Consider the following 24,348-nt stretch of genomic DNA (forward strand, 5'->3'; position numbering starts at 1 on the left):
ATTCAGAAAATTCAATTTCAAAACGACTTCATGAAAAAACTTTCTCTACTTTTTTTTCTGGTTACAAGCATAGCCACTGCACAAACTATCAGATTCGAAGGAATCATTCAAGACAATACCAAAGCGCCACTGGAAATGGCGAATATCATGGCAATGAATCAAGGCACCAAAACTATGGATGCTTATGCCATAACCAATGACAAAGGGAAATTTGTTTTAAACCTTAAACCCAACGCAACTTACACCATTAAGTTGAGTTATCTGGGCATGCAAAACAAGGAAATTACAGTGACCACGCAAACCCAGAACATCACCCAAAACATCACTATGGAAAGTGGTGGAATCGAGTTAGATGGAGTCGAAATCGTGCGCGAAATGCCCGTTTCGATTAAAGGTGATACCATTGTATACAATGCCGATTCGTTTAAAACCGGTACCGAAAGAAAACTCGAAGATGTACTTAAAAAATTACCCGGTGTAGAAGTCAATGCCGATGGCGAAGTAGAAGTAGAAGGCAAAAAAGTAACCAAATTAATGGTGGAAGGCAAAGACTTTTTTGATGGCGACACCAAGTTGGGCGTAAAAAACATTCCCGCCGATGCCATTGATAAAGTTCAAGTTTTGAGAAACTACAACGAAAATTCCATTCTAAAGGGCGTGGAAAACAATCAGGATAATGTGGCGATGAACATCAAATTGAAATCCGGAAAGAAAAACTTCTGGTTTGGAGATGTCACAGCAGCTGGAGGTTTTTGCCCTGAATCTAAATTTGACCGTTATAATGTCAATCCGAAATTGTTTTATTACAGTCCGAAATACAGTGTGAATATCATCACCAACTTTAATAACATAGGTGAGTTGCCACTAACCATTCAGGATTATTTTAAATTCACCGGCGGTTTCAGAAACATGATGTCTAAAGGCGGTTCGAGTTTTAATGTGTCTTCGAATGACTTGGGGATTTCATTACTCAGAAACAATCGAGCGAAAGAAATTGAAACCGATTTTGGGGCAACCAATTTCTCATATAATCCAACCAAATCATGGACGATAAGCGGATTTGCTATTCTTTCTTCTTCGATAACCGATTTGGAAACCGTATCGACGACTAACTTCTTAGATCCAACCTCTACCGAAGTGGCTTCCACTGAAAACAGAGCTGAAATAGCACATCAGAAAAGTAATTTAGGTTTGTTCAAGCTAAGTTCAAGTTACAAACCAAACACCAATTTCCAATTTGATTATGATATTTTGGCCAAATTCTCCAAACAAGATGAAAACAATTCCTTGTTGAGAGAAACCATTGATGAAGCTGATAATTCGACTACTGAAGATATTTTTACCGCCAAAAAACAAGATCCGGTTTCATTAAATCAGAACTTAAGCTTTTATTACACAGCGGCAGAAAAACACGTTTTTGCTTTTGAAAGCCAACATTTGTACCAAGATGAGAATCCTTTTTACAACGCCAATTTACAATCAGACCCGTTTACTTCAACCTTGCCACCGAGTAATATTTTAGGATACGACACCACGCAAAACCGAACCGATTTAAACCAAAATCGTTTTGTAAAAACCAATAAGTTAGACAGTAAGTTGGATTATTATTATATGCTGACACCAAAAAGTAATATCAATTTAACTTTGGGAAATACGTATTCCAATCAAAATTTTAACTCAAGCATGTACCAAGTTTTAGACAATGGAAACGTTAATGATTTAGACAATACGACCAATACGAATGATGTTACTTACCGTTTCAATGATGCTTTTTTGGGAGTGCATTACAAAGTATTGACCGGTAAATTTACGTTTACACCCGGAGTAAGTTTCCATACTTATGCTTTGAACAATGAGCAATTAGGAACAAGTTACAAGCAAAACTTTACTCGAATTCTGCCTGATTTCTTAGCGTTATACCAAATAAAAAAGGCGGAAACGCTGACTTATAATTTTTCGTTTACCAATAATTTCACCGACATCAATCGCCAAGCAGAAGGTTTTGTATTAAACAATTACAGCAGTTTGTCAAGCGGAAACAGAACTTTGGAGAATGCTGTTCAGCAATCACACTCTCTGCGTTATTTTAAATACAACATGTTCAACTTTGAAAACATTTCAGCCGCTGTAAGTTACAATCGTACCGTTGACGCCATTAAAACGAGAGCTTTTTTCAATAATGTGAACCAAGTGTCTTCGCCTTACAATTCGGAGTTTGCCGATGAGTCAATGTCTTTCTTCGGAAGTTATGGTCGCTCTTTCTTTAAATATTATAAAGCTTCTTTGAATGTCAATTTGAATTGGGGCAAGTTCAACAACATCCAAATCGACAGAAATACATTTCAAGACGTATTAATCACCAATGAAAGTTTTACTCAGATATACAATTTAAGAGCTTCAACCAATTTTAAAAACTTACCAAATATTGAATTGGGATACAGTTACACCATAAACGATTATCCCAACGATACTTTTTTCACCGATAGACCAACGATAAAATTGGATTATTTCTTCCTAAAAAGTTTCTCTTTCGTGAGTGAATACGAGTTTTATCACTATTACAACAAAGACAAATCGGTAGAGAATGAATACGATTTTCTATCGGCGAGTTTGATTTATCAAAAGACCAAAGACAGCAAATGGGAGTATAAAATTTCGGCTACCAACTTACTTAATACAACGTCTTTAAATGATGACAATTTCTCTCAATTTTCTACCAGAACATCGCAATACAGAGTGCAACCACGTTATGTAATGTTGAGTTTGAAATACAATTTATAAGCCTTTTACAATTGGATTTTTAAGTGAACTTCCGTTATTTTTAGCGGAAGTTTTTTTATGAGATAATATTTTCACGAATTGCACGTTAGTTGTGTGAAATATATTATTTTTAAAAAGTATTATAGTAGCCAATAAAAGTATCTTTCATGAAAAATTTCTCTATTTTATTATTTTTTTCTGTCATTACATTCGGTTATGCCCAAACGCCCATACTTGAGCCGGGTATTTATAAGTCAACCACAAAAGGACAGAAGGTTATGTTGAAAATCCTTGAAGACAACCAATTTGAAATGGCTTTTTTGTTCGGAAAATATACAGTTCAAAACGATACCATTACGTTTAATAATTCGGAATCCAATGAGTCAAGTTTTAAGATTAAAATCAACAAAGATGCGCCGTTTTCGAGTACGTTTAAATTAAAATTTGACAACCAAAATTTACTTTACGCCGGTTACGACATCTACATAGGAACCCAAAAAGAGGAACATACCATTGTTGAATACAAGCCACTCAATGAGTATCTTCGTAAAAGCAGTTTAGGCGACCTGTCCAGAAAAAAGGAAGTTAAAATAGACGTCGAAAAGACAAAATATTTGTACTTCGTTGAAATCAATAGAAAACGTGGCGCTGTAGTGACTAAATTTCAAATTGATCCAAGTGTTAACGAAATAGAAGTTCAATACGACTATAATCTGTTTAACGCTATTGAGTTAAAAGGAATAGTAGACAAAGAAACCAAAAAACTGTCAGTAAGAGAAGGACGCAGACTGAATCCGGCTTTTGATTTTGAGAAAGAAGGTTCGGCAATAGCGCCCAAAAATGAAATCAATCCCATCGCCATTGCAAACGAAAAAGATTGGTTGAAAAATAATGGCTTTGAAAATAAGGACGAATTTGACAGCAGTTATTTGGAAAGACGCCAAACCAATACCTATAATTTCAAACTTCCGGTTTTAAAAACCTATGCTGAAGCCTTGAAAAGTCTTGAAAAAACGCCCGAAAAGTTTTTGGTAATTTCCTTTGACAACCGTAAAAACAGCAAAGCTGAATTCACTGAGTTTGTGACTCAAAAAGAGCAAAGATTATCGCGTTTTATGCGAACAAAGTACAACGCAGAAAAAGACCAATTCAATTATTATTTAGCTACCGAAAAAGACCAGGTGTTGCTGCAAAACTTCAAAATCAAAGACAAAACAGCTTTGGTCTTTGTCAATGCTAATGGCGATTTGCTTTATTATACGCCGGGTACTTTAGAAGAAAATTCCAGTCTGTTTGAAATTTATTATTCGGTTTATGATGAAGTCAAAAGAGCCGATGCTCATGTAAGGTTGGATAAATTGGTGAAAAATAAAAAAGCATCGCTGGCTGATTTTAAAAAATCTTTGGCCGAAATCATCAAAACCAAAAAGAACTTTAACGAGTATGCCGAAGGTGTTGTAGATACTGTTGCGGTTGAAGAAATTGATACTGCCGCTGCCGTAGTAGAAGAAGAATATTATGATGAGACCATAGCCGATACCACTGCTGTTGAAGCCGTTTTGGATGGAATGGACGACTATTTGCATGTTGACAATCCTGAAAACTTGTACAACGTATTAACTCCAAAAGAGATAATCGCCGAGAAATGGAAAATATTAGTTGATTTCTACACCCGCAAAGAAACCTATGATGAAGAATTTGGCCAGCTCTGTAAAAGTGAATTACTCAATACCGGTTTCCTTTATAAATTATATGGACAACCTAAGTCAATTACCGACACCGATTTTATAATATTAGATTATTTATTCAAGCGTTATAAAGAGATACAAAAGATTGATGAAAAACCGGCGGAAAAGGAAGTCAGTTATCTTTTCGGATTAAGAAATACTTATGCCGAGAAGAGTATAAGTTCTGTTTTGAGTTCCTTCTTCCAAAATCCTAATTCGGAGTCCATTCCCGTTTCCAAAGGACACCAATTAAAACTGGTGGAGTATTATAAGACTTTTTTAAAAATTTCTGGATTCAATCAAAGCGATTTTAAAAATTATTTGGCCAATATTAAAGAAGCTTATCCTAATGATTACTCTTTGTACTTCAAAGAATATGATGAGTATTTCCAAGCCATAGAAACTAAAAATGCCAGTTTGTTTGAAACTTTAGACGAACTATATACCGGCCAAAAAAGCAATCACCGCTCTTGGTCAGGGTTCAAAGAAGAGTTTTGTGATTTGGCCAATAGCGTAGCATGGCAAGTGGTTGAAACCAAAACCAAAGACATGAACACCATTCAAAAAGCTATCCGATGGAGTGAAGCCAGTGTGAAAGTCTTTAAAACCGAGCACCGATATTTAGACACTTTGGCCCAACTTTATTACATGAATAATCAAAAAGATCAAGCCTTACTAACCGAGCAAAAAGCCATTGATCATGTACCGGCGGATGACAAATCCATTTTAAATGAATACAAAGAAGTTTTAAAACGAATGCAAAACGGCACTTACTAAAAAGCAAAAACCCCAACTCATCGAGTTGGGGTTTTTTATCTTCTATTGGTTTCGAAAATTACAATCCGAAAGCCGATTTTACTTTGTCTACGAAATCTAATTTCTCCCAAGTGAACAACTCAACGGTTACGGTTTTGCTGTCACCATTTGGTGTTTTGAAAGTTTTAGTAACAGTTTCCGGCTTTCTTCCCATGTGTCCGTAAGCTGCAGTTTCACTGTAAATTGGATTTCTCAATTTCAAACGTTGCTCAATAAAGTAAGGTCTCATATCAAATATGCCTTCTACTACTTTGCTGATTTCACCATCGGTCAAGTTTACTTTGGCAGTGCCATAAGTATTCACATTAATCGACGTTGGTTTAGCCACTCCAATTGCATAAGAAACTTGTACCAATATCTCATCACACAATCCGGCAGCCACCAAGTTTTTAGCAATATGACGCGTTGCATAAGCCGCTGAACGGTCTACTTTTGAAGGATCTTTTCCGGAGAATGCACCACCACCGTGAGCTCCTTTTCCACCATAAGTATCTACGATGATTTTTCTTCCGGTCAAACCGGTATCTCCGTGTGGTCCGCCAATAACGAACTTCCCGGTAGGGTTGATGTGGTAAGTAATATTGTCATTGAACAAATGAGCATATTGTGGATATTTTGCTTTGATTCTCGGAATCAAAATCGAAATCAAGTCGCTTTTAATTTTGGCCAACATCGTAGCTTCATCTGCAAAATCATCGTGTTGGGTTGAGATTACAATGGCGTCAATTCTAACCGGTTTGTTATCATCAGAATACTCCAAAGTCACTTGTGATTTAGCATCAGGGCGCAAGTATGTAATTTCGTTGTTTTCTCTTCTCAAGTTAGCCAACTCGATTAACAAAGCATGAGACAAATCCAAAGCCAATGGCATGTAATTTTCGGTTTCGTTAGTCGCGTAACCAAACATCATTCCTTGATCACCGGCACCTTGTTCTTCTTTGCTGGCTCTGTCAACACCTTGATTGATATCGGCAGATTGCTCGTGAATGGCTGATAAAACACCACAAGAGTTGGCTTCAAACATGTATTCGCTCTTCGTGTAACCAATTTTTCTGATTACTTCTCTTGCAATTGATTGCACGTCAAGATAAGTATTTGATTTTACCTCACCCGCCAAAATCACCTGACCAGTAGTAACCAATGTTTCACAAGCTACTTTTGACTCAGCATCAAAGGCTAAAAAGTTGTCGATTAACGCGTCACTAATTTGATCTGCCACCTTGTCCGGATGCCCTTCACTAACCGACTCCGACGTAAATAAATAAGCCATAACTATATTTTAGTTTAATATTAATTTTTAGTGAAAAAAGAGGAGATTGCCACGAAAGCTAAAGGAGAGTTTCTGCTTTAGCATTTTTTAACGAGGTTGCAATCAGTTCAAATTTTTCCTCTCATTTTTCGGTTGCAAATGTATAAAGACTATTTAGAATACAAAAAACTATTTTGCTTTTTTTGTTTTTTTTATGATACTTCCAAAATTCTAAATACGTAGTATTTAAATATATATACACCCACTTCAAATGTTAAATTTTCAGATTTTGTTTGGTGGATTGAAAAAACATTCAGAAGTTTGTCTCATCAAATAACAACTGGAAAAATGAAATTTACAATTTGTCATATGTGTCGCATGATGTGGAAAAATTCCGCAGAGGACGCTATTGCATAATTTTAAATTTTTTTAAAATATATTCAATCAAACCTCTGCTAACCGCAGGGGTTTTTTTATTTAGAACAAATTGTCACCCTGAGTGTAGTCGAAGGGTCAATCCAAAACAAAAAGAAGTAAAAACAATGAAAGTAACAGCAAAAAATATGATGATGGACCGTATGATGCACATGATGATGTGTTGTTGTATTGGCATATCCTGTTACCAAAAGCGAAAGACGTAATCGAAGTTTATATTTATACTCTAGAAGTCCTTTTGGTAAGCCATCCAAAAGGACTTTTTTTATTCCAAAAATCTAATAATCTAAAAATCAGAAAAAATGAGCACACAAAAATTCGCAACCAATGCCTTGCACGCCGGACACGACGTTACTAAAAACGCAGGAACCAGAGCCGTTCCAATCTACCAAACAACTTCGTATGTATTCAACAATTCTGACCATGCCGCTAATTTATTTGGCCTGGCCGAAGCCGGATTCATCTACACCCGTTTGAACAATCCAACCAATGACATTTTAGAACAACGCTTAGCCGCACTCGAAGGCGGCATCGGAGCAGTAGTTACCGCTTCTGGAACTTCTGCTATCGCCACCAGTTTATTGGTTTTACTAAAAGCCGGTGACCACATCGTAGCTTCTAACAGCCTTTACGGCGGAACTTACAATTTGTTGAGCGTAACCTTGCCAAGATTGGGCATCACAACGACTTTTGTAGATCCGTCAAACCCAGAAAACTTTACCAAAGCCGCCCAAGAAAATACCAGAGCGTTTTTCGCTGAAAGTTTGGGTAACCCAAAATTAGACGTACTCGATTTGAAAGCGATTTCGGCAGCAGCCAAAGCATTTAAAGTGCCTTTCATCGTCGACAATACAGTGGCTACGCCTTATTTGTTGAACCCAATTCAATATGGTGCCGACATAGTCATTCACTCCTTAACCAAATACATCACCGGAAACGGAACGTCACTTGGCGGTGTAATCATCGATGCCGGAAACTTTGATTGGAGCAACGGAAAATTCCCTGAATTCACCGAACCGTCTGCCGGTTACCACGGTTTGAAATATTACGAAGCATTGGGCGCAGCGTCATTTATTGCTAAAGTAAGAATCGAAGGATTGCGTGATTTTGGGGCAGCTTTAAGTCCGTTCAACGCGTTCCAAACGATTCAAGGATTGGAAACTTTGGAAATCAGAATTAAAAAACATAGCGAAAATGCTTTGGCTTTAGCCCAATGGTTGCAAGCACAGGAAGTAGTAGCATGGGTAAATTATCCGGGATTGGAAACTTCTAAATACAAAACTCTAGCCGATGAATATTTACCGGAAGGCAAAAGCGGCATCGTAACTTTCGGTTTAAAAGGCGGATTTGAAGCAGCCAAGAAAGTAGCTGATGAGACCAAATTATTCTCGTTACTAGCTAACATTGGAGATACCAAATCACTAATTATCCATCCGGCGAGTACAACGCATCAGCAATTGTCCGACGCAGAGCAAGAAGCCACCGGAGTAACCAAAGACTTAATCCGTTTGTCCGTTGGTTTAGAAAACATCGCCGATTTGAAAGCCGATTTGAAAGAAGCCTTTGTAAAAATTAAAACCCCACAAACCGTATAACATGAGCACCAAAACCGTAAACATAGTTGGCTATGCCAAAGAAAGCAATCAGTTTGTTGTCAAAGCACAAAACTTTGATGTCAGAATCAGTAAGAACGAGCAATTTCCTGAATTGGAAGGGCCAAGTCCGCTAGAGTATGTCTTGGCTGGTTATGCCGGTTGCATCAACGCCGTCGGAAAATTGGTAGCCAAAGAACAAGGCATCGTTTTAAAATCACTTCAGGTAGAAATCTCGGGAACCCTAAGTTTAGACAAATACCAGGGAAAGATTAGCGATGAAAGAGCCGGATTTAAAACCATAGAAGTAACGGTTAGACCTACTTCCGACGCGACCTTGGAACAATTGAAAGACTGGTTAATCGAAGTGGAAAACCGTTGTCCCATTCAGGACAACTTACTCCGTCCGACCCCGGTGTCGGTAGTATTATTCAAAGAGTTTCTAACTACGGAAGCCGCTTAGAGACTTAAAAAAGAAAAACCATTGGTTTTATTCCGCTGCGCTCCATACAATTCGGCAGCGCCTCGGGTGGTTTTGTTTGTTTGTTAAGACTGTCTTCAAAGTTGAGTTTGAAGGCAGTCTTTTAAAAAAATTAAAAAAATAATATGAAAAAGTTGGAAAAAATAGATTTGTTCAATTTTAGTTTGAAAAACGGAAAACATCGCCCTTATATTCCATTGTTTTATCAAACTTTTGGCCAGCCCATTGGGTCAGCGCCTGTCGTGGTAGTCAATCACGCTTTGACAGGAAACTCCAATGTCACCGGAGAAAACGGCTGGTGGAATGATTTGATTGGTGATGGGAAAATTATCGATACCCATTATTTCACAGTGATTGCTTTCAATATTCCCGGAAATGGTTATGATGACAATTTTGGCAATTTGATTTCAAATTATAAAGATTTTACCATTCGTGACATCGCACGCATTTTTTGGGAAGGTTTAGATTTCCTGAAAGTAGAACAAGTTTTCGCCATAATCGGCGGAAGTTTAGGTGGCGCAGTAGCCTGGGAAATGGCAGTATTGAAACCGAATACAGTTCAAAATTTAATCCCGATAGCCACCGATTGGAAAGCCACGGATTGGGTCATCGCCAATGTCTTAATCCAAGACCAAGTGCTGAACAATTCTGATGATCCGATTGCCGACGCGAGATTGCACGCCATGTTATTGTACCGAACACCTCAATCCATAAACCAACGTTTTCAAAGAACTAAATTCAATGATTCTTCTGTTTTTCAAATTGAGAATTGGCTGGCCAATCACGGCGTAAAACTCAAAAACCGCTTTCGGTTATCGGCTTACAAATTGATGAACCATTTGCTCAAAACCAATGATATCACTCGAGAAAGAAATGATTTTTTGGCTGTAGCCAAAGAAATTCAAGCTAACATTCACGTTGTTGCAGTAGATACCGATTACTTTTTCATCCCGGACGAAAACCGTGAAACGGTTGAAAGCTTAAAACCAATCAAAGAAAATACATTCTATCATGAAATAAAATCCATCCACGGACACGACGCTTTTTTAATCGAATTCGAACAATTAGCCCAAATTTTAGGGCCTATTTTTAACCAACAAAAACAACAAACATATGTCAGCGCTTAGAATCAATATAGTCCTTTTTGGTATCGGCAATGTCGGTAGCACTTTAATAAACCAAGTGATTGAAAGTCAAAAATTCTTCCTCGAAAAAAGAAACATCGACCTGAGATTTCCCATCATCACCAATTCTACTTTGGCCTTCTTCGAAAAAGACGGTCTCAAAAACCAATGGGAAGCCAATTTCGCCCAATCCGCCATTCCGTTCCGAATTGAAGACATCATCGAATATGTTCAAGAACAACAATTAGAAAACCTGATTGCCGTGGATGCAACAGCCAGTCAAGACATCATCAAAAATTACATTCCGCTAATCCAAAACGGTTTCAACATTGTGGCAGCCAATAAAAAAGCCAATACGTTACACACCGATTTCTACAAAGAACTGAGAAGAAATCTCAAAAAATACGACAAAACCTTTTTATACGAAACCAATGTCGGTGCCGGTTTGCCGGTCGTTCAAACGATAAACGATTTACACTTTTCAGGCGAAGAAATCACTAAAATCCGTGGGGTATTCTCGGGTTCGTTGAGTTATATCTTCAACCGATTTTCTTCCGAAGAACTACCGTTTTCCAAAATCTTACTCGATGCAGAGAAGAATGGTTACACCGAACCCGATTCTCGAGATGACTTATCAGGTCACGATGTGGCCAGAAAATTGTTGATTCTCGCTCGTGAAGTCGAACAAGAATTTGAGTTTTCCGATATCAAAATCGAATCCCTTTTGCTCCCTAATTTAAATGAAAAAAGCCCTAAATCGGAATACGCAGTTAACAAACAGTTGTTTGACAAGCCCTTTCAAATCGCCAAAATTACTCAGGCCGATAACCATGCCTTGCGCTATGTAGGCGAATTGGATGTCAAGACTAAGCAATTGGAAGTCAAACTGATTTCAGTTCCCAAAAGTTCTGCTCTAGGCCAACTCAAAGGCGCCGATAATCTGATTGAAATTTATACCCAATCGTATGGCGAAATCCCAATCGTCATTCAAGGCGCCGGAGCCGGAAAACAAGTTACGGCTCGTGGCGTTTTGACTGATATTCTCAAAGTCGCCGAGAAAATTAAAATTAAAGAAGCGGTTTGGTTATAACCGACTAAAAATTAACTAATCAACCATTCAACCTACCTGCCGGCAGGCAAGCCCAAAAACCTACAGCACTACAACGTTGTAGGTTTTTATTTTTTTAAAACCCTTGCAAATGTGAATTCTGTGTCCTTACTTTGCACCGTTCATAAACTTATTGTTCGTTATCACGAAAGCTGGAGGGAATAGACCCGTTGAAAGCTTAGCAACCCTTTGCCAAAAGAAGGTGCTACATTCTATCTCAATTTATTGGGAGCAGATAACCCCGAGAATTCTTCTCACTTTCACGATAACTTAATATATAATACAGATTCCAAATTGTCATTCTGACGCTAGGAAGAATCTGGAGCGAATGGCTTGCGCATTTTTTGCAGTCCATATTCCCGCTTTGCGTTGCAATCTCTTCGAGGATTTCCACTACAATCGGGGCTAAAAAGTAAAATGTATTGATTTTTTGGAGTCAGTAGTCTAACCGACAACCGACAACCAACAACCGACAACTCAAAATACTATGTCAAAAATTCAAGACGCCATCAAAGAAAGAATCCTCGTCCTAGACGGCGCCATGGGAACCATGTTGCAACGCAACAACTTCTCCGAAGAAGATTTCCGTGGCGAGCGTTTCAAAGATTTTCCACATCCGCTGAAGGGCAACAACGATTTGCTTTCCATCACCCAACCCGAAGCCGTAAAACAGGTTCATCGCCTTTATTTTCAAGCCGGTGCCGATATCGTGGAAACCAACACTTTCTCAGGTACGACCATCGGAATGGCCGATTACCACTTAGAAGATTTGGTTTACGAACTCAACTATCAATCCGCCAAAATCGCCCGAGAAGTTGCTGACGAATTCAACGACAAGCCGCGTTTCGTTGCCGGTTCTATCGGACCAACAAACAGAACGGCAAGTATGTCACCGGATGTAAACGACCCGGGATTTCGCGCCGTAACATTTGACGATTTACGCATCGCCTACAAACAACAAGTGGAAGCCTTAATTGATGGTGGTTGTGATGTTTTATTGGTAGAAACTATTTTTGATACACTTAACGCCAAAGCCGCTTTATTCACCATCGAAGAAGTAAAAGAAGAACGCAATCTCGATATTCCCGTAATGGTTTCAGGAACGATTACCGATGCGTCAGGAAGAACACTTTCCGGACAAACCGTAGAAGCATTTTTGATTTCGATACAGCACATCGATTTGCTAAGTGTTGGATTCAATTGCGCTTTAGGTGCCGACCAATTGAAACCTTATTTAAAAAGATTGGCACACAATACGACTTTAAACATTTCCGCACATCCCAATGCCGGTTTGCCTAATGCTTTTGGGCAATACGACCAAACACCAACGGAAATGCAAGCCTTAATAAAAGAATATTTGCAAGACAATTTAGTAAACATCATTGGCGGTTGTTGCGGCACAACACCGGAACACATCAAAGCCATCGCCGAGGTAGCTAAAGAATTTCAACCTAGAAAGTTGTCGGTTGTCGGTTGATGGTTGTCGGTTGTAAAATAAAGAACAATAAATTTATGAATAAAGAATATACAGATTTGGAAGTTTGGCAGGAAAGTAGGAAACTCACCAATCAAGTTTACGAATTGACAACATCATTTCCAAAAGAGGAACAGTTTGGTTTGACCAATCAAATCAGACGAGCAGTAGTTTCTGTTACTTCCAATATTGCTGAGGGTTGTGGTAGACAGACAGCTAAAGATACAATCAATTTTTTACACATTTCAAGAGGTTCTTTATACGAATTGGAAACACAATGTTATGTTGCTTTAGATCAGCAGTACATGACCAAGGAACAATTTCAAAGTATTCATAACAGTATTCAAGTTTGCAAGCGATTGTTAAACGGTTTTATCAATTATTATCGAAAATTATCATGAGCACAGTAGATTTGCCGACAACCGACAACCGACAACCGACAACTAAATATTTAAAATTATCCGGATTAGAACCGCTAATCGTCACGCCTGAAAGTAATTTCATCAACGTAGGCGAACGCACCAACGTAACCGGTTCGCGTAAATTCCTTCGATTAATCAAAGAAGAAAAGTACGAAGAAGCCCTCGATATCGCCCGAAACCAAGTGGAAGGCGGTGCGCAAATCATCGACATCAACATGGACGAAGGAATGCTCGATGGAGTTTACGCCATGACCAAATTCCTAAACCTAATCGCTGCCGAACCCGATATCGCCCGAGTTCCGGTAATGATTGATAGTTCCAAATGGGAAATCATCGAAGCCGGTTTGAAAGTCGTGCAAGGAAAAGGTGTTGTAAACTCTATTTCCCTAAAAGAAGGTGCAGCCGCTTTTATCCATCATGCCAAATTGATCAAAAGATACGGCGCAGCAGTAATCGTAATGGCTTTCGACGAAGATGGTCAGGCCGATACTTATGAAAGGCGTATCGAAATCTGTAAACGTTCGTATGATATTTTAGTGAATGAAGTGCATTTCCCGGCAGAAGATATCATCTTTGACCCGAATATTTTCCCGGTGGCAACGGGTATGGAAGAGCACAAATTAAACGCATTAGACTTCTTCCGAGCGACCAAATGGATACGTGAAAACTTGCCTTATGCCGGCGTTTCCGGTGGTGTGAGTAACGTTTCGTTTTCGTTTCGTGGGAATGACAAAGTGCGCGAAGCAATGCATTCGGCGTTCTTATACCACGCGATTAAAAACGGCATGACGATGGGCATTGTAAATCCGGAAATGCTCGAGATTTACGATGAAATCGACCCCATTTTGTTGGAACATGTAGAAGATGTGTTACTCAACCGAAGAGAAGACGCCACTGAGAGATTGTTGGATCTAGCTGAAAGTTTTAAAGGCGATTTCAAAGCCAATGAAAAAGCGGTTCAGGAATGGCGAAACGGTTCGGTGCAAGAAAGATTAACCCATTCGCTAGTCAAAGGAATTGACGAATTTATAGAAATAGATGTCGAAGAAGCCCGTCAATTAGCCGGAAAACCGATTGAAGTCATCGAAGTCAATTTGATGGCCGGAATGAATGTCGTAGGCGATTTGTTCGGAAGCGGTAAGATGTTCTTGCCGCAAGTAGTCAAATCAGCGCGTGTGATGAAGAAAGCCGTAGCCTATTTGTTGCCTTATATAGAAGCTTCGAAAGACGGAAAATCTTCCTCAGCCGGAAAAGTCTTAATGGCAACGGTTAAAGGAGATGTACATGACATTGGGAAAAATATAGTAGCGGTAGTTTTGGGTTGTAACAACTTTGAAATTATCGATTTGGGTGTCATGGTACCACCCGAAAAAATCATTGAAGCTGCCGTTCGAGAGAATGTAGATATCATTGGTTTAAGCGGATTGATTACGCCATCGTTAGACGAAATGGTGTATTTGGCCAAGGAAATGGACAAACTCAACATCAAAATTCCGGTAATGATTGGCGGCGCTACGACTTCAAGAGCGCATACCGCGGTGAAAATTGCGCCCGAATATAAAGAAACGGTTGTCCATGTAAACGATGCGTCGCGTGCCGTAACGGTGGCAAGCAATTTGTTGCAAGCAGAAACCAAAGTAGAATACGCTAAAACCGTTCGGGCAGAGTATGACCAACTTCGTGAAGGCTATTTAAATCGAAGCAGAGACAAAAATTACCATTCGATTGAAGCTGCGCGTAAAAACAAATTACAATTGGATTGGAGTAATTTTAGTCCGGTAAAACCCAATTTTATCGGAACCAAAACCATTGAAGTTGAATTGTCAGAACTGGTTGATTTTATCGACTGGACACCATTTTTCAGTTCATGGGAATTGTTCGGGAAATACCCGGCAATTTTAACGGATGAAGTAGTGGGTGAACAAGCCACTGCTTTATTTGCCGATGCTCAAAAAATGCTAAACCAAATCGTTTCCGAAAAGTGGTTAACCGCCAAAGGAATTCTCGGAATATTCCCTGCGAATACTATTAACGATGATGACATTTTGGTACAACCGACAACCGACAACCGACAACCGACAACTTTTTTAACTTTAAGACAACAATCCCAAAAAACCGTCGGCGCACCCAACATAGCCTTAGCCGATTTCGTAGCGCCCAAAGACAGCGGAAAACAAGATTATATCGGTTGTTTTTGTGTAACGACCGGATTTGGTGTAGATGAAAAAGCAGCCGAGTTCGAAAAACAATTAGACGATTACAACTCGATTTTAGTCAAAGCCTTAGGCGATAGGTTAGCTGAAGCTTTTGCAGAATATTTACACTTAAAAGTGCGCAAAGAAATTTGGGGTTATGCTTCGGATGAAAGTTTAACGAATCAGGATTTGATTGACGAAGAATACAAAGGCATACGTCCGGCACCGGGTTATCCTGCGTGTCCGGATCATTTGGAGAAACCAACGATTTGGAAACTTTTAAACGTAGAACAGGAAATAGGCGTAAAGCTGACCGAAAGCATGGCGATGTGGCCGGCTTCTTCGGTTTCGGGCTATTATTTTGCGAACCCGAAAAGTAAGTATTTCGGATTAGGAAAAATCAAAGAAGACCAAGTCATAGATTACGCGAAAAGAAGAGGAATTTCAACGGAACAAGCCACTAAGTGGTTAAGTCCAAATATAGCAGATTAAGAACCGTTGTCCGTTCTCGGTTCTCAGTTAAAATTGAAAACCTATAACAGACAACAGATACCAGACAACAGAAATGAAAGTAACCCAACATATCGAAAACGCCAACGGGAAACCGTTATTCTCTTTCGAGATTTTACCGCCACTGAAAGGGCAAAATATCCAATCGATTTTTGACAGCATTGACCCGTTGATGGAATTCAATCCGCCGTTTATTGATGTGACTTACCATCGAGAAGAATATGAATACAAAGAATTGCCCAGCGGTTTGCTGCAAAAGAAAGTTGTCAAAAAACGTCCGGGAACGGTAGGGATTTGTGCCGGAATTCAGAACAAATACAATGTGGATGCGATTCCGCATATATTGTGCGGCGGTTTTACCAAAGAAGATACCGAAAACTTGTTGATTGACTTGGATTTCCTCGGAATTGACAATGTTGTGGCACTTCGCGGCGATGCTTTGAAAACGGAAACCTATTTCCATCCAGAGAAAGAAGGCAATGCTTATGCGACCGAATTGGTGACACAAATCAGCAATTTGAACAATGGTATTTATTTGGATGAAGATTTAAAAAATTCTGCCAAGACGAATTTCTGTATAGGTGTAGCCGGTTATCCCGAAAAACACATGGAAGCACCAAGTTTGGACAGTGATATTCATTTCTTAAAACAGAAAATTAAAAACGGTGCGGAATACATCATCACACAAATGTTTTTTGACAATAAAAAATTCTTCGATTTTGTAGACAAATGCAGAGCAGCTGGCATTACAGTGCCGATTATCCCCGGATTAAAACCGATTGCGACTAAGAAGCAATTGAACCTAATCCCGCACCGATTCAGTTTGGAGTTGCCCGACGATTTAATCATGGCAGTTGTAAAAGCCAAAGACAATGATGCCGTAAAGCAAATTGGTATTGAGTGGTGTGTGGCGCAAAGTAAGGAATTGGTAGCGGCCGGAATTCCGGTGTTACATTACTATTCAATGGGAAAAGCGGAGAATATTAAGGCGATTGCGAAACAGGTTTTTTAAACTGATTTTGCAAAAGACCAATCCTGACTAGCCCCGATGGGAATGGCTACCTTGTAGCATGGACAGCGGGAATAGGGACAACAAAAATGCCCGAACCACCTGCCTGCCGGCAGGCAGGTTCGCTCCTAAATTTAAAAATACCGAATGTCCACTGGACATTCTCCTCTTAATATCAAATCCATTATATTTGTGCGTTTTAAATTTTAGGATGAAGAAAATTTACCTGCTTTTATTATTGTTTGCCTTTTCGGGTTTTGCTCAAAATGCCAATCCTTTTGCCATTGAAGCGGCTGTTTTAAGGGGAAATATTTTACCACATACAGAAGACATGTACCACTTGGTCAACGGTCATCCGAAAGGTTTTATGTTGTCTTTGGTCAATAGAACAGATGGTTCCAAAGAATGGCATCGCGCTTACAATTACCCGGATTATGGCGGTTATTTTTTGTATCAGGACTTTAAAAGTCAGGCTTTAGGACAAAATTACGCCGTGGGCGCATTGTACAATTTTTACTTTTTGAAAAGACACTTGCAGCTCAAATTGTCCCAAGGGATTGCTTATACGACTAATCCTTATGACAAAGTAGCCAACAGCAGAAACAAGGCTTTTGGGAGTAAGTTTATGGGCAATACCAATATTGGTTTGGCTTATGACCATCAAAATTTGTTTAAAAACATAGGGTTTCAAGCCGGACTTTTATTCACGCATTATTCTAATGGAAGGGTAAAATCGCCTAATAGCGGCATTAATACTTATGTGCTGAATCTTGGGGTAAGTTATAATTTTGCCGATGATTTGAAACGCGAAGTCGATACTACATCCGCCCAGAAAAGCTATAAAGAACCGATTCATTATAATTTTGTGGTCCGCACCGGAATTAACGAAAATCCCATTATCAACAGCGGTCAATTTCCTTTTTACCATATTGGTTTTTATGCCGATAAACGTTTGAACCGAAAATCGGCTTTGCAGTTGGGTGCCGAATTGTTTTTGACCAATTCTATTCAGGAGTATATCAAATATTATTCGGTCGCTTATCCGGAAGACAATATCGATCCCGATACGGATTATAAGAGAGTCGGAATTTTTATTGGGCACGAGTTGCTCATCAACCGAATTTCGCTCGAAGCCCAGGTAGGTTATTATGCCTACCAACCGTTTAAAAAAGACATTCCGATTTATGATAGGGTCGGAATTAAATATTATTTCACCAAGAAAATCTTTGGCGGATTTACCATCAAAACGCATTTGTTCTTGGCAGAAGCTTTGGAGTTTGGTCTTGGTTACCGATTATAAAAAGTAAAATCATGAAAAAGTTTTCCTTATTAATAGTGTTGTTTTGGATGCTGAACGCTTGCGAAAAACCAAGTGATTGTGTAGAAAGTACGGGTGCCATCATTACCAAAGAAGTGGAAGTGCAAGCTTTCAAAAAAATCAAAGTCTATCGCGGTATTGAAGTTGTGATTACCCAAGGTTTGGAGCACAAAGTAGAAATTGTCGCCGGAGAAAATTTTATCAATAATGTTCAGGTTATTCAAAACGGTGACCAACTGATTTTTAAAGATGACAGCAGTTGCAATTGGGTTCGCGCTTATGGTACGACTAAGATTTTGGTCACTACACCAACCTTAGAAGAAGTGTATTCAAAAACAGATAGGGATATTAGTTCTAATGGCGTTTTGACTTTTCCGAACATCACTTTTATAGCCATGGATAAGGACGGAGATGGCGAAAGCGGTGCCGGAACTGGCGATTTTAACTTGACAGTGAATAACAATTATTTGTATATCGCCAATAATAATGTATCGCGGTTTTATCTTTCGGGACAAACCAATTTAGCCGAGTTTAATTTCTATTTTGGAGATGGAAGAATCGAAGCCGAGAATCTAACGGCACAAAACATCAAAGTGTTTCACCGTGGTTCCAATGATATGACGGTAAGACCGATTCAAAGTATTATTGGCACGATGAACAGCACCGGAAACATTATCTTAAAAAATGTTCCGCCTATTGTAAATGTGGCCGAATTGTACCAGGGCAATGTGATTTATCCTTAAGTTGCGGAACACTATTTTTTAGTTTTTTCCCTAAAAATTTGCTCCAAATTCTTGCTTTTCAAGCTTATCTGAAGCGTTTTCAAACCATTGTCATGCGCAAAGTCGAATACTTTCGGACGCATGTCTTCTTCGGTATTGAAGGTTAGCAACCAAATATTGTCAGTTGTATTTTTATAGGTTTTGATGTCGTTTAAATTGGCCAATAAAGTCGCGTCAATGGCTTTGTCAAATTCCACTTCGATGATTTGTTCTTTTTCTTCCGAAACCAGTTTGTCCAGTTTTTTATCGGTTACAATTTTGCCGTGGTCAATGATGATGACGCGGTCGCAAATGGCTTCCACTTCTTGCATGATGTGTGTTGATAGAAAAACGGTTTTGTCTTTCCCTACATTCTTAATTACATTTCTGATTTCCACCAATTGATTTGGATCTAATCCTGTAGTCGGTTCATCCAAAATCAACACATCGGGATTGTGTAAAAGTGCGGTCGCTAAGCCAACACGCTGACGAAAACCTTTTGATAATTGACCTATTTTTTTATGACTTTCCGGTGTTAAACCGGTTAATTCGATGACTTCTTCAATACGCGATTGGGCTACCTTATACACATCGGCATTGAAAGCCAAATATTCGCGGACATATAAATCCAAGTATAACGGATTGTGTTCGGGCAAATAACCAACAGATTTTTGCACCTGAATTTGCGCTTCATTGACATCATTGCCATTTACGGCAGCCGAACCTTCATCGGCATTGATATAAGTGGTCAAAATTTTCATTAAAGTAGATTTTCCGGCGCCATTCGGACCCAAAAAACCTACGATTTCTCCTTTTTTAATGGAAAACGAAACATTGTCGAGTGCTTTTTGCGCACCATAACTTTTGGAAATATTTTGAACTTCTATCGACATAAACGTAATATTTGGAGCAAATGTAAAGAGAAAAAAAACAGCAACTAATTTTTTTTGATGAGATTAACTTTCTTTTTCAAAGCAAAATTAGATTCCTATATTTACCCTTCGAATAAATTTAAAAACTATGAAAAAGTATCTTTTAGTCTTTCTTGCCTGTGGATTTTTGGGTCAAGCCCAAAATAAACCGGTTATTTCTAAAGCTGAAGTAGTCCGAATTGAAACCGAATTGGCTTCAGACAAAATGCAAGGCCGAAAAGTGTTTACCGCAGGAATCGATTCGGCCTCTGTTTTTATTGAAAAAGAGTTTGCCAAAATCGGGCTCGACTATTACAAAGGACTAAACAGTTACCGACAAGAATTTAAGGGAAAAGGCAAAGCCGCAAATAACGTTATCGGCGTCTTAAAAGGCAAATCAAAACCGGAGGAGTTTGTGGTTTTCTCGGCGCATTATGATCATTTGGGAACAATCAGCGGTAGCAACGACACCATTTATAATGGAGCCAATGATGATGCGTCAGGCACTACAGCGGTGATTGCGTTGGCACAATACTTTAAAGAATTGAATCAAAACGAACGCACGATTATTTTTGTAGCGTTCACAGCAGAAGAAGTAGGAGGTTATGGTTCGGGTTATTTTTCTAAAAACATTAATCCGGAACAAGTAGTAGCGATGTTTAATATTGAAATGATAGGCACCGAAAGTAAGTGGAATAAAAACTCTGCTTACATCACCGGATTTGAAAAATCAGATTTCGGGACCATTTTGCAAAAGAACCTCAAAGGCACGGATTTTAATTTTTATCCCGATCCTTATCCAACGGAACAACTTTTTTATCGTTCGGATAATGCAAGATTAGCAGCAGTTGGCGTTCCGGCGCACACGATTTCAACCTCTAAAATGGATTCGGAACCCAATTACCACCAACTAAGCGATGAGGTTTCGACTTTAGACTTAGACAACATGACCGAAATCATCAAAGCAATTGCCCTTAGTTCAGAATCAATTATCAATGGAAAAGACACGCCAAAGCGAATTGAAAAGTTACCACGCAATTAATTTTACGAAAACGTTACCTTAATTTTTTTTGCCAAGTCTTGTAAAACGGACGTTTTATTTTTTTACATTAGCCAAACAGAATAACAACAATGAGACAATTTAACACCTTTTATAACTATTTCTTTTATTTCTTCTTCGGACAGAAAAAGGGATTAGTATTGTGTTATGTGAAAAAGTAAATTTTTAAAACAATGATAATATGAATCCCGACGAAAGTTGGGATTTTTTTTTGACTATATGGAAACAAAAATCGCAATACAAGGCATCAAAGGTTCTTTTCACCACCAAGTCGCGCAGGAATATTTTCAGCAGGAACATGCTCTTGACGAATGCATGTCGTTTGATGACTTAGTAAAAAGTTTGGTCAACAACCGCTCGCACAAAGGCGTGATGGCGTTGGAAAATTCTATCGCCGGTTCGATTATTCCGAATTATGCTTTAATTGACCGAAATAATCTGCACATTATTGGCGAACATTATCTCGACATTCACATGAACTTGATGGGCTTAAAAGGGCAAAAAATAGAAGACATTACAGAAGTCCATTCGCATCCGATTGCGTTGTTGCAATGTGCCGTTTTCTTTAGCCAATATCCGCACATTAAATTGGTTGAAAGTGGTGATACCGCCGAAACCGCACGTCGTATTCAGGAGCAAAAGTTAACCGGAATAGGCGCCGTGGCTGCTCCGATTGCCGCCAAATTATATGATTTAGAAATATTAGCTGCCGGAATTCACACCATTCAAAGTAACAAAACCCGCTTTGTAATTGTCAAAACCACCAATAAAGAGTGGCCAAAAGAAGAGATTAATAAAGCCTCTATAAAGTTTGAGTTGGATGACACACCGGGAAGTTTGGCCACGGTTTTAAATGTGATGAACAACTGCAAACTGAATCTCACCAAAATCCAATCGATGCCAATTATAGAAACGCCTTTTCAGTATTCTTTTTTTGTGGATGTGATTTTTGAAAAGTACAAACATTATGAAAAAGCCAAAAATATTTTAGACCTAATGACCACGCATTTCAAGGTATTAGGGGAATACAAAAACGGAAGATTATGATAACAACTGCCAACCGATTAAACAGCGTTCAAGAATATTATTTCTCCAGAAAATTGCGAGAAGTACGCCAACTCATTGCCGAAGGAAAGCCTGTCATCAACATGGGTATCGGCAGTCCCGATTTGGCACCTGAAAAAACCGTGATTGAGGCCATGAGCCAATCGATGTTAGACGACAAAGCCCACGAATACCAAAGCTATCAAGGCTTGCCTGAATTGCGAAAAGGCATGGCTGATTTTTATGCCAATCAGTTTAAAGTTGCGTTAGATTTCAATTCCGAAATTTTGCCGTTAATGGGTTCCAAAGAAGGCATAATGCTCATTTCTTTGGCTTTTTTAAACGAAGGCGATGAGGTGTTGATTCCCAATCCGGGTTATCCGACGTATGCTTCAGTGACTGAATTGGTTCAGGCAAAAGCAATCAATTATGATTTGACGAAAGCCAACGATTGGCAACCCGATTTTGAAGCTTTGGAGCAAACGGATTTGTCGAAAGTCAAACTCATGTGGGTTTCGTATCCGCACATGCCAACCGGTGCTAATGGAACGGTGGAATTGTTTAAAAAGCTAATTGCTTTTGGCAAAAAATACCAAATTTTAATTGTCAATGACAATCCGTACAGTTTTGTGCTGAATGACCACCCGATTTCGATTTTGCAAGTTGAGGGTGCCAAAGAGATAGCTTTAGAGTTGAATTCTTTATCTAAGACCTATAATATGGCCGGTTGGCGTGTGGGAATGGTTTTAGGAAATCCAACTTTAATCGACGCGGTGTTGAAAGTCAAAAGCAATATGGACAGCGGGATGTTTTACGGTATTCAAAAAGGGGCAATTGAAGCGTTGAAATTGGGTCAAGATTGGTTTGGAAAGCAAAACGAAATTTACAACAAACGCCGAAATCTAATCTTCCAATTGGCTGAAAAATTAGATTGTACTTTCGATAGAAGCAGTGTTGGTTTGTTTGTTTGGGCCAAATTACCCGAAGACATTTCAGCGGAAGCCTTTATTGACAAAGTTTTAATCGAAAAGCATATCTTCATTACGCCCGGAATTATATTTGGCAGCAATGGGGAAGGGTACATTCGATTTTCGCTTTGCGTTACCGAAGAAAAAATACAGGAAGCTATAAAAAGAATTACGAATTAGAAATTACGAATTACGAATTGGATTTTACTAAATTTACAGAAGATAAAAAGCTATGAATATTACAGCAGACAACAGAAAGTGGTTAGATGATTTTAACTTGAGTCATCCTTTGGTAATCGCAGGACCATGCAGCGCGGAAACCGAAGAACAAGTGTTGAAGATTGCACGCGAATTGAAAAATTCTGACGTGTCCATTTATCGAGCAGGAATTTGGAAACCCAGAACGCGTCCGGGCGGATTTGAAGGCGTAGGCGCGATTGGTTTAAAATGGTTGCAAAAAGCCAAAGCCGAAACCGGACTGTTAATGGCGACCGAAGTGGCCAATGCAGCCCACGTAAAATTGGCTTTAGAGCATGATATAGATGTGCTTTGGATTGGCGCAAGAACTACGGTAAATCCGTTTGCCGTTCAGGAAATTGCCGATGCTTTGCAAGGAACGGATAAAATTGTTTTGGTTAAGAACCCTGTAAATCCCGATTTGGCTTTGTGGATTGGCGGTGTGGAACGTTTGTACAATGCCGGTATCAAAAAGCTAGGCGTTATCCACAGAGGGTTTTCGACTTATGATAAAACCAAATACAGAAACATACCCGAGTGGCAATTGGCTATCGAATTACAAAGTCGGTTCCCTAATTTGCCTTTGATTTGTGATCCGTCGCATATTACCGGAAAACGCGACATGATTCAGGAAGTATCGCAGCAAGCTTTGGATTTGAATTATGACGGCTTAATAATAGAAACCCATTTTGATCCTGATAATGCTTGGAGTGATGCCGCGCAACAAGTAACACCAACGGTTTTGAAACAAATTTTTGAAGATTTAAGAATCCGTAAGGTGACCGATGATGCGGATGATTACAACAATCGTTTGGCCAGATTTAGGGTTGATATTGACGAATACGATGGGAAACTGTTGGAGATTCTAGGCAAAAGAATGAAAGTCGCCGACAAAATCGGTGCCTTAAAAAAAGAGAAAAACGTGGCTGTTTTACAAAACAAACGATGGAACGAAATCCTAGGCAAAATGATTTTAGATGGAGAAGAAAAAGGTTTGAGCGAAGAGTTTATCCTTAAAATCTTCAAAGCCATCCACCAAGAAAGTATCAGCCATCAAGAGAAGATTATTAATAATTAAAGTGATAATTTAGTTAAAACCAAAACCTGTTTATTTATTGGCAGGTTTTTTTTGTATCATTGCCCACAA

General features: G+C 39.0%; 18 protein-coding genes and 1 riboswitch. Of the genes, 16 read left to right on the forward strand and 2 right to left on the reverse strand.

Translation table 11 applies throughout. The features are described from left to right. The first annotated feature begins 30 nt into the window (after nt 1-30). Both HA632_RS10415 and HA632_RS10420 read left to right on the forward strand, forming a co-directional pair. Nucleotides 31-2,781 carry a carboxypeptidase-like regulatory domain-containing protein gene (locus HA632_RS10415; RefSeq protein WP_176307101.1) on the forward strand — a complete coding sequence of 917 codons (2,751 nt, stop codon included), beginning with the start codon at nt 31-33 and terminating at the stop codon, nt 2,779-2,781. 146 nt (nt 2,782-2,927) lie between these two features. Next, nucleotides 2,928-5,264: a hypothetical protein gene (locus HA632_RS10420; RefSeq protein WP_176307102.1), complete on the forward strand. Its 2,337-nt coding sequence runs from the start codon at nt 2,928-2,930 to the stop codon at nt 5,262-5,264. Nucleotides 5,265-5,322: 58 nt separating this feature from the next. On the opposite strand, the gene metK is transcribed toward HA632_RS10420, so the two are convergent. Continuing rightward, a complete protein-coding gene (gene metK / locus HA632_RS10425; RefSeq protein ID WP_176307103.1) occupies nt 5,323-6,573 on the reverse strand; it encodes a methionine adenosyltransferase in 1,251 nt (416 codons plus the stop codon). A gap of 716 nt (nt 6,574-7,289) precedes the next feature. Here metK and HA632_RS10430 point away from each other — a divergent pair. The 10 genes from HA632_RS10430 to HA632_RS10475 all read left to right on the forward strand — a co-directional run bounded on the left by HA632_RS10430 (nt 7,290) and on the right by HA632_RS10475 (nt 18,963). After that, entirely contained in the window at nt 7,290-8,582 is a 1,293-nt protein-coding gene (locus tag HA632_RS10430; protein WP_176307104.1) for an O-acetylhomoserine aminocarboxypropyltransferase/cysteine synthase family protein, read from the forward strand. Nucleotide 8,583: 1 nt separating this feature from the next. Then, nucleotides 8,584-9,042, forward strand: a complete 459-nt coding sequence (locus tag HA632_RS10435; RefSeq protein WP_176307105.1) for an OsmC family protein — start codon at nt 8,584-8,586, stop codon at nt 9,040-9,042. Between the two features lie 143 nt (nt 9,043-9,185). Continuing rightward, nucleotides 9,186-10,187: an alpha/beta fold hydrolase gene (locus HA632_RS10440; protein WP_176307106.1), complete on the forward strand. Its 1,002-nt coding sequence runs from the start codon at nt 9,186-9,188 to the stop codon at nt 10,185-10,187. Continuing rightward, the gene (locus HA632_RS10445) at nt 10,174-11,274 is read left to right on the forward strand and encodes an aspartate kinase (RefSeq protein ID WP_176307107.1); all 1,101 of its coding nucleotides are present in this window, start codon (nt 10,174-10,176) and stop codon (nt 11,272-11,274) included. The genes HA632_RS10440 and HA632_RS10445 overlap by 14 nt, the downstream gene beginning before the upstream one ends. 155 nt (nt 11,275-11,429) lie before the next feature. Next, nucleotides 11,430-11,534: riboswitch (SAM riboswitch) on the forward strand. Nucleotides 11,535-11,779: 245 nt separating this feature from the next. Continuing rightward, a complete protein-coding gene (locus HA632_RS10450; protein ID WP_176307108.1) occupies nt 11,780-12,769 on the forward strand; it encodes a homocysteine S-methyltransferase family protein in 990 nt (329 codons plus the stop codon). A 35-nt stretch (nt 12,770-12,804) separates the two neighbouring features. Then, nucleotides 12,805-13,167, forward strand: a complete 363-nt coding sequence (locus HA632_RS10455) for a four helix bundle protein (protein WP_176307109.1) — start codon at nt 12,805-12,807, stop codon at nt 13,165-13,167. Next, nucleotides 13,164-15,875, forward strand: coding sequence for a methionine synthase (gene metH / locus HA632_RS10460; RefSeq protein WP_176307110.1), 2,712 nt, complete (start codon nt 13,164-13,166; stop codon nt 15,873-15,875). Before HA632_RS10455 ends, metH begins: the two co-directional genes overlap by 4 nt. Before the next feature lie 73 nt (nt 15,876-15,948). Further along, the gene (gene metF / locus HA632_RS10465; RefSeq protein WP_176307111.1) at nt 15,949-16,905 is read left to right on the forward strand and encodes a methylenetetrahydrofolate reductase [NAD(P)H]; all 957 of its coding nucleotides are present in this window, start codon (nt 15,949-15,951) and stop codon (nt 16,903-16,905) included. A 208-nt stretch (nt 16,906-17,113) separates the two neighbouring features. Further along, the gene (locus tag HA632_RS10470; protein WP_176307112.1) at nt 17,114-18,202 is read left to right on the forward strand and encodes an acyloxyacyl hydrolase; all 1,089 of its coding nucleotides are present in this window, start codon (nt 17,114-17,116) and stop codon (nt 18,200-18,202) included. 11 nt (nt 18,203-18,213) lie between these two features. Continuing rightward, nucleotides 18,214-18,963: a head GIN domain-containing protein gene (locus HA632_RS10475; protein ID WP_176307113.1), complete on the forward strand. Its 750-nt coding sequence runs from the start codon at nt 18,214-18,216 to the stop codon at nt 18,961-18,963. 11 nt (nt 18,964-18,974) lie between these two features. On the opposite strand, the gene gldA is transcribed toward HA632_RS10475, so the two are convergent. Next, nucleotides 18,975-19,874: a gliding motility-associated ABC transporter ATP-binding subunit GldA gene (gene gldA, locus HA632_RS10480; protein ID WP_176307114.1), complete on the reverse strand. Its 900-nt coding sequence runs from the start codon at nt 19,872-19,874 to the stop codon at nt 18,975-18,977. Between the two features lie 127 nt (nt 19,875-20,001). Between gldA and HA632_RS10485 the strand changes: the two genes are divergently transcribed. The 4 genes from HA632_RS10485 (at nt 20,002) to HA632_RS10500 (ending at nt 24,279) form a co-directional block, all read left to right on the forward strand. Continuing rightward, nucleotides 20,002-20,934 carry a M20/M25/M40 family metallo-hydrolase gene (locus HA632_RS10485; protein ID WP_176307115.1) on the forward strand — a complete coding sequence of 311 codons (933 nt, stop codon included), beginning with the start codon at nt 20,002-20,004 and terminating at the stop codon, nt 20,932-20,934. A gap of 237 nt (nt 20,935-21,171) precedes the next feature. After that, entirely contained in the window at nt 21,172-21,999 is an 828-nt protein-coding gene (locus HA632_RS10490; RefSeq protein WP_176307116.1) for a prephenate dehydratase, read from the forward strand. After that, nucleotides 21,996-23,144: a pyridoxal phosphate-dependent aminotransferase gene (locus tag HA632_RS10495; protein ID WP_176307117.1), complete on the forward strand. Its 1,149-nt coding sequence runs from the start codon at nt 21,996-21,998 to the stop codon at nt 23,142-23,144. Before HA632_RS10490 ends, HA632_RS10495 begins: the two co-directional genes overlap by 4 nt. 52 nt (nt 23,145-23,196) lie before the next feature. Further along, nucleotides 23,197-24,279, forward strand: a complete 1,083-nt coding sequence (locus HA632_RS10500; RefSeq protein WP_176307118.1) for a bifunctional 3-deoxy-7-phosphoheptulonate synthase/chorismate mutase type II — start codon at nt 23,197-23,199, stop codon at nt 24,277-24,279. Nucleotides 24,280-24,348: the final 69 nt, after the last annotated feature.

Origin of the sequence: Flavobacterium sp. J49, assembly GCF_011742145.1 — a bacterium.
Classification (GTDB): Bacteria; Bacteroidota; Bacteroidia; order Flavobacteriales; family Flavobacteriaceae; genus Flavobacterium.

What these genes read in the sequence shown, in the direction of transcription:
- HA632_RS10415 (WP_176307101.1), top strand. Translation starts at nt 31, where the DNA reads ATGAAAAAACTTTCTCTACTTTTTTTTCTGGTTACAAGCATAGCCACT.
- HA632_RS10420 (WP_176307102.1), top strand. Translation starts at nt 2,928, where the DNA reads ATGAAAAATTTCTCTATTTTATTATTTTTTTCTGTCATTACATTCGGT.
- metK (WP_176307103.1), bottom strand. Translation starts at nt 6,573, where the DNA reads ATGGCTTATTTATTTACGTCGGAGTCGGTTAGTGAAGGGCATCCGGAC.
- HA632_RS10430 (WP_176307104.1), top strand. Translation starts at nt 7,290, where the DNA reads ATGAGCACACAAAAATTCGCAACCAATGCCTTGCACGCCGGACACGAC.
- HA632_RS10435 (WP_176307105.1), top strand. Translation starts at nt 8,584, where the DNA reads ATGAGCACCAAAACCGTAAACATAGTTGGCTATGCCAAAGAAAGCAAT.
- HA632_RS10440 (WP_176307106.1), top strand. Translation starts at nt 9,186, where the DNA reads ATGAAAAAGTTGGAAAAAATAGATTTGTTCAATTTTAGTTTGAAAAAC.
- HA632_RS10445 (WP_176307107.1), top strand. Translation starts at nt 10,174, where the DNA reads ATGTCAGCGCTTAGAATCAATATAGTCCTTTTTGGTATCGGCAATGTC.
- HA632_RS10450 (WP_176307108.1), top strand. Translation starts at nt 11,780, where the DNA reads ATGTCAAAAATTCAAGACGCCATCAAAGAAAGAATCCTCGTCCTAGAC.
- HA632_RS10455 (WP_176307109.1), top strand. Translation starts at nt 12,805, where the DNA reads ATGAATAAAGAATATACAGATTTGGAAGTTTGGCAGGAAAGTAGGAAA.
- metH (WP_176307110.1), top strand. Translation starts at nt 13,164, where the DNA reads ATGAGCACAGTAGATTTGCCGACAACCGACAACCGACAACCGACAACT.
- metF (WP_176307111.1), top strand. Translation starts at nt 15,949, where the DNA reads ATGAAAGTAACCCAACATATCGAAAACGCCAACGGGAAACCGTTATTC.
- HA632_RS10470 (WP_176307112.1), top strand. Translation starts at nt 17,114, where the DNA reads ATGAAGAAAATTTACCTGCTTTTATTATTGTTTGCCTTTTCGGGTTTT.
- HA632_RS10475 (WP_176307113.1), top strand. Translation starts at nt 18,214, where the DNA reads ATGAAAAAGTTTTCCTTATTAATAGTGTTGTTTTGGATGCTGAACGCT.
- gldA (WP_176307114.1), bottom strand. Translation starts at nt 19,874, where the DNA reads ATGTCGATAGAAGTTCAAAATATTTCCAAAAGTTATGGTGCGCAAAAA.
- HA632_RS10485 (WP_176307115.1), top strand. Translation starts at nt 20,002, where the DNA reads ATGAAAAAGTATCTTTTAGTCTTTCTTGCCTGTGGATTTTTGGGTCAA.
- HA632_RS10490 (WP_176307116.1), top strand. Translation starts at nt 21,172, where the DNA reads ATGGAAACAAAAATCGCAATACAAGGCATCAAAGGTTCTTTTCACCAC.
- HA632_RS10495 (WP_176307117.1), top strand. Translation starts at nt 21,996, where the DNA reads ATGATAACAACTGCCAACCGATTAAACAGCGTTCAAGAATATTATTTC.
- HA632_RS10500 (WP_176307118.1), top strand. Translation starts at nt 23,197, where the DNA reads ATGAATATTACAGCAGACAACAGAAAGTGGTTAGATGATTTTAACTTG.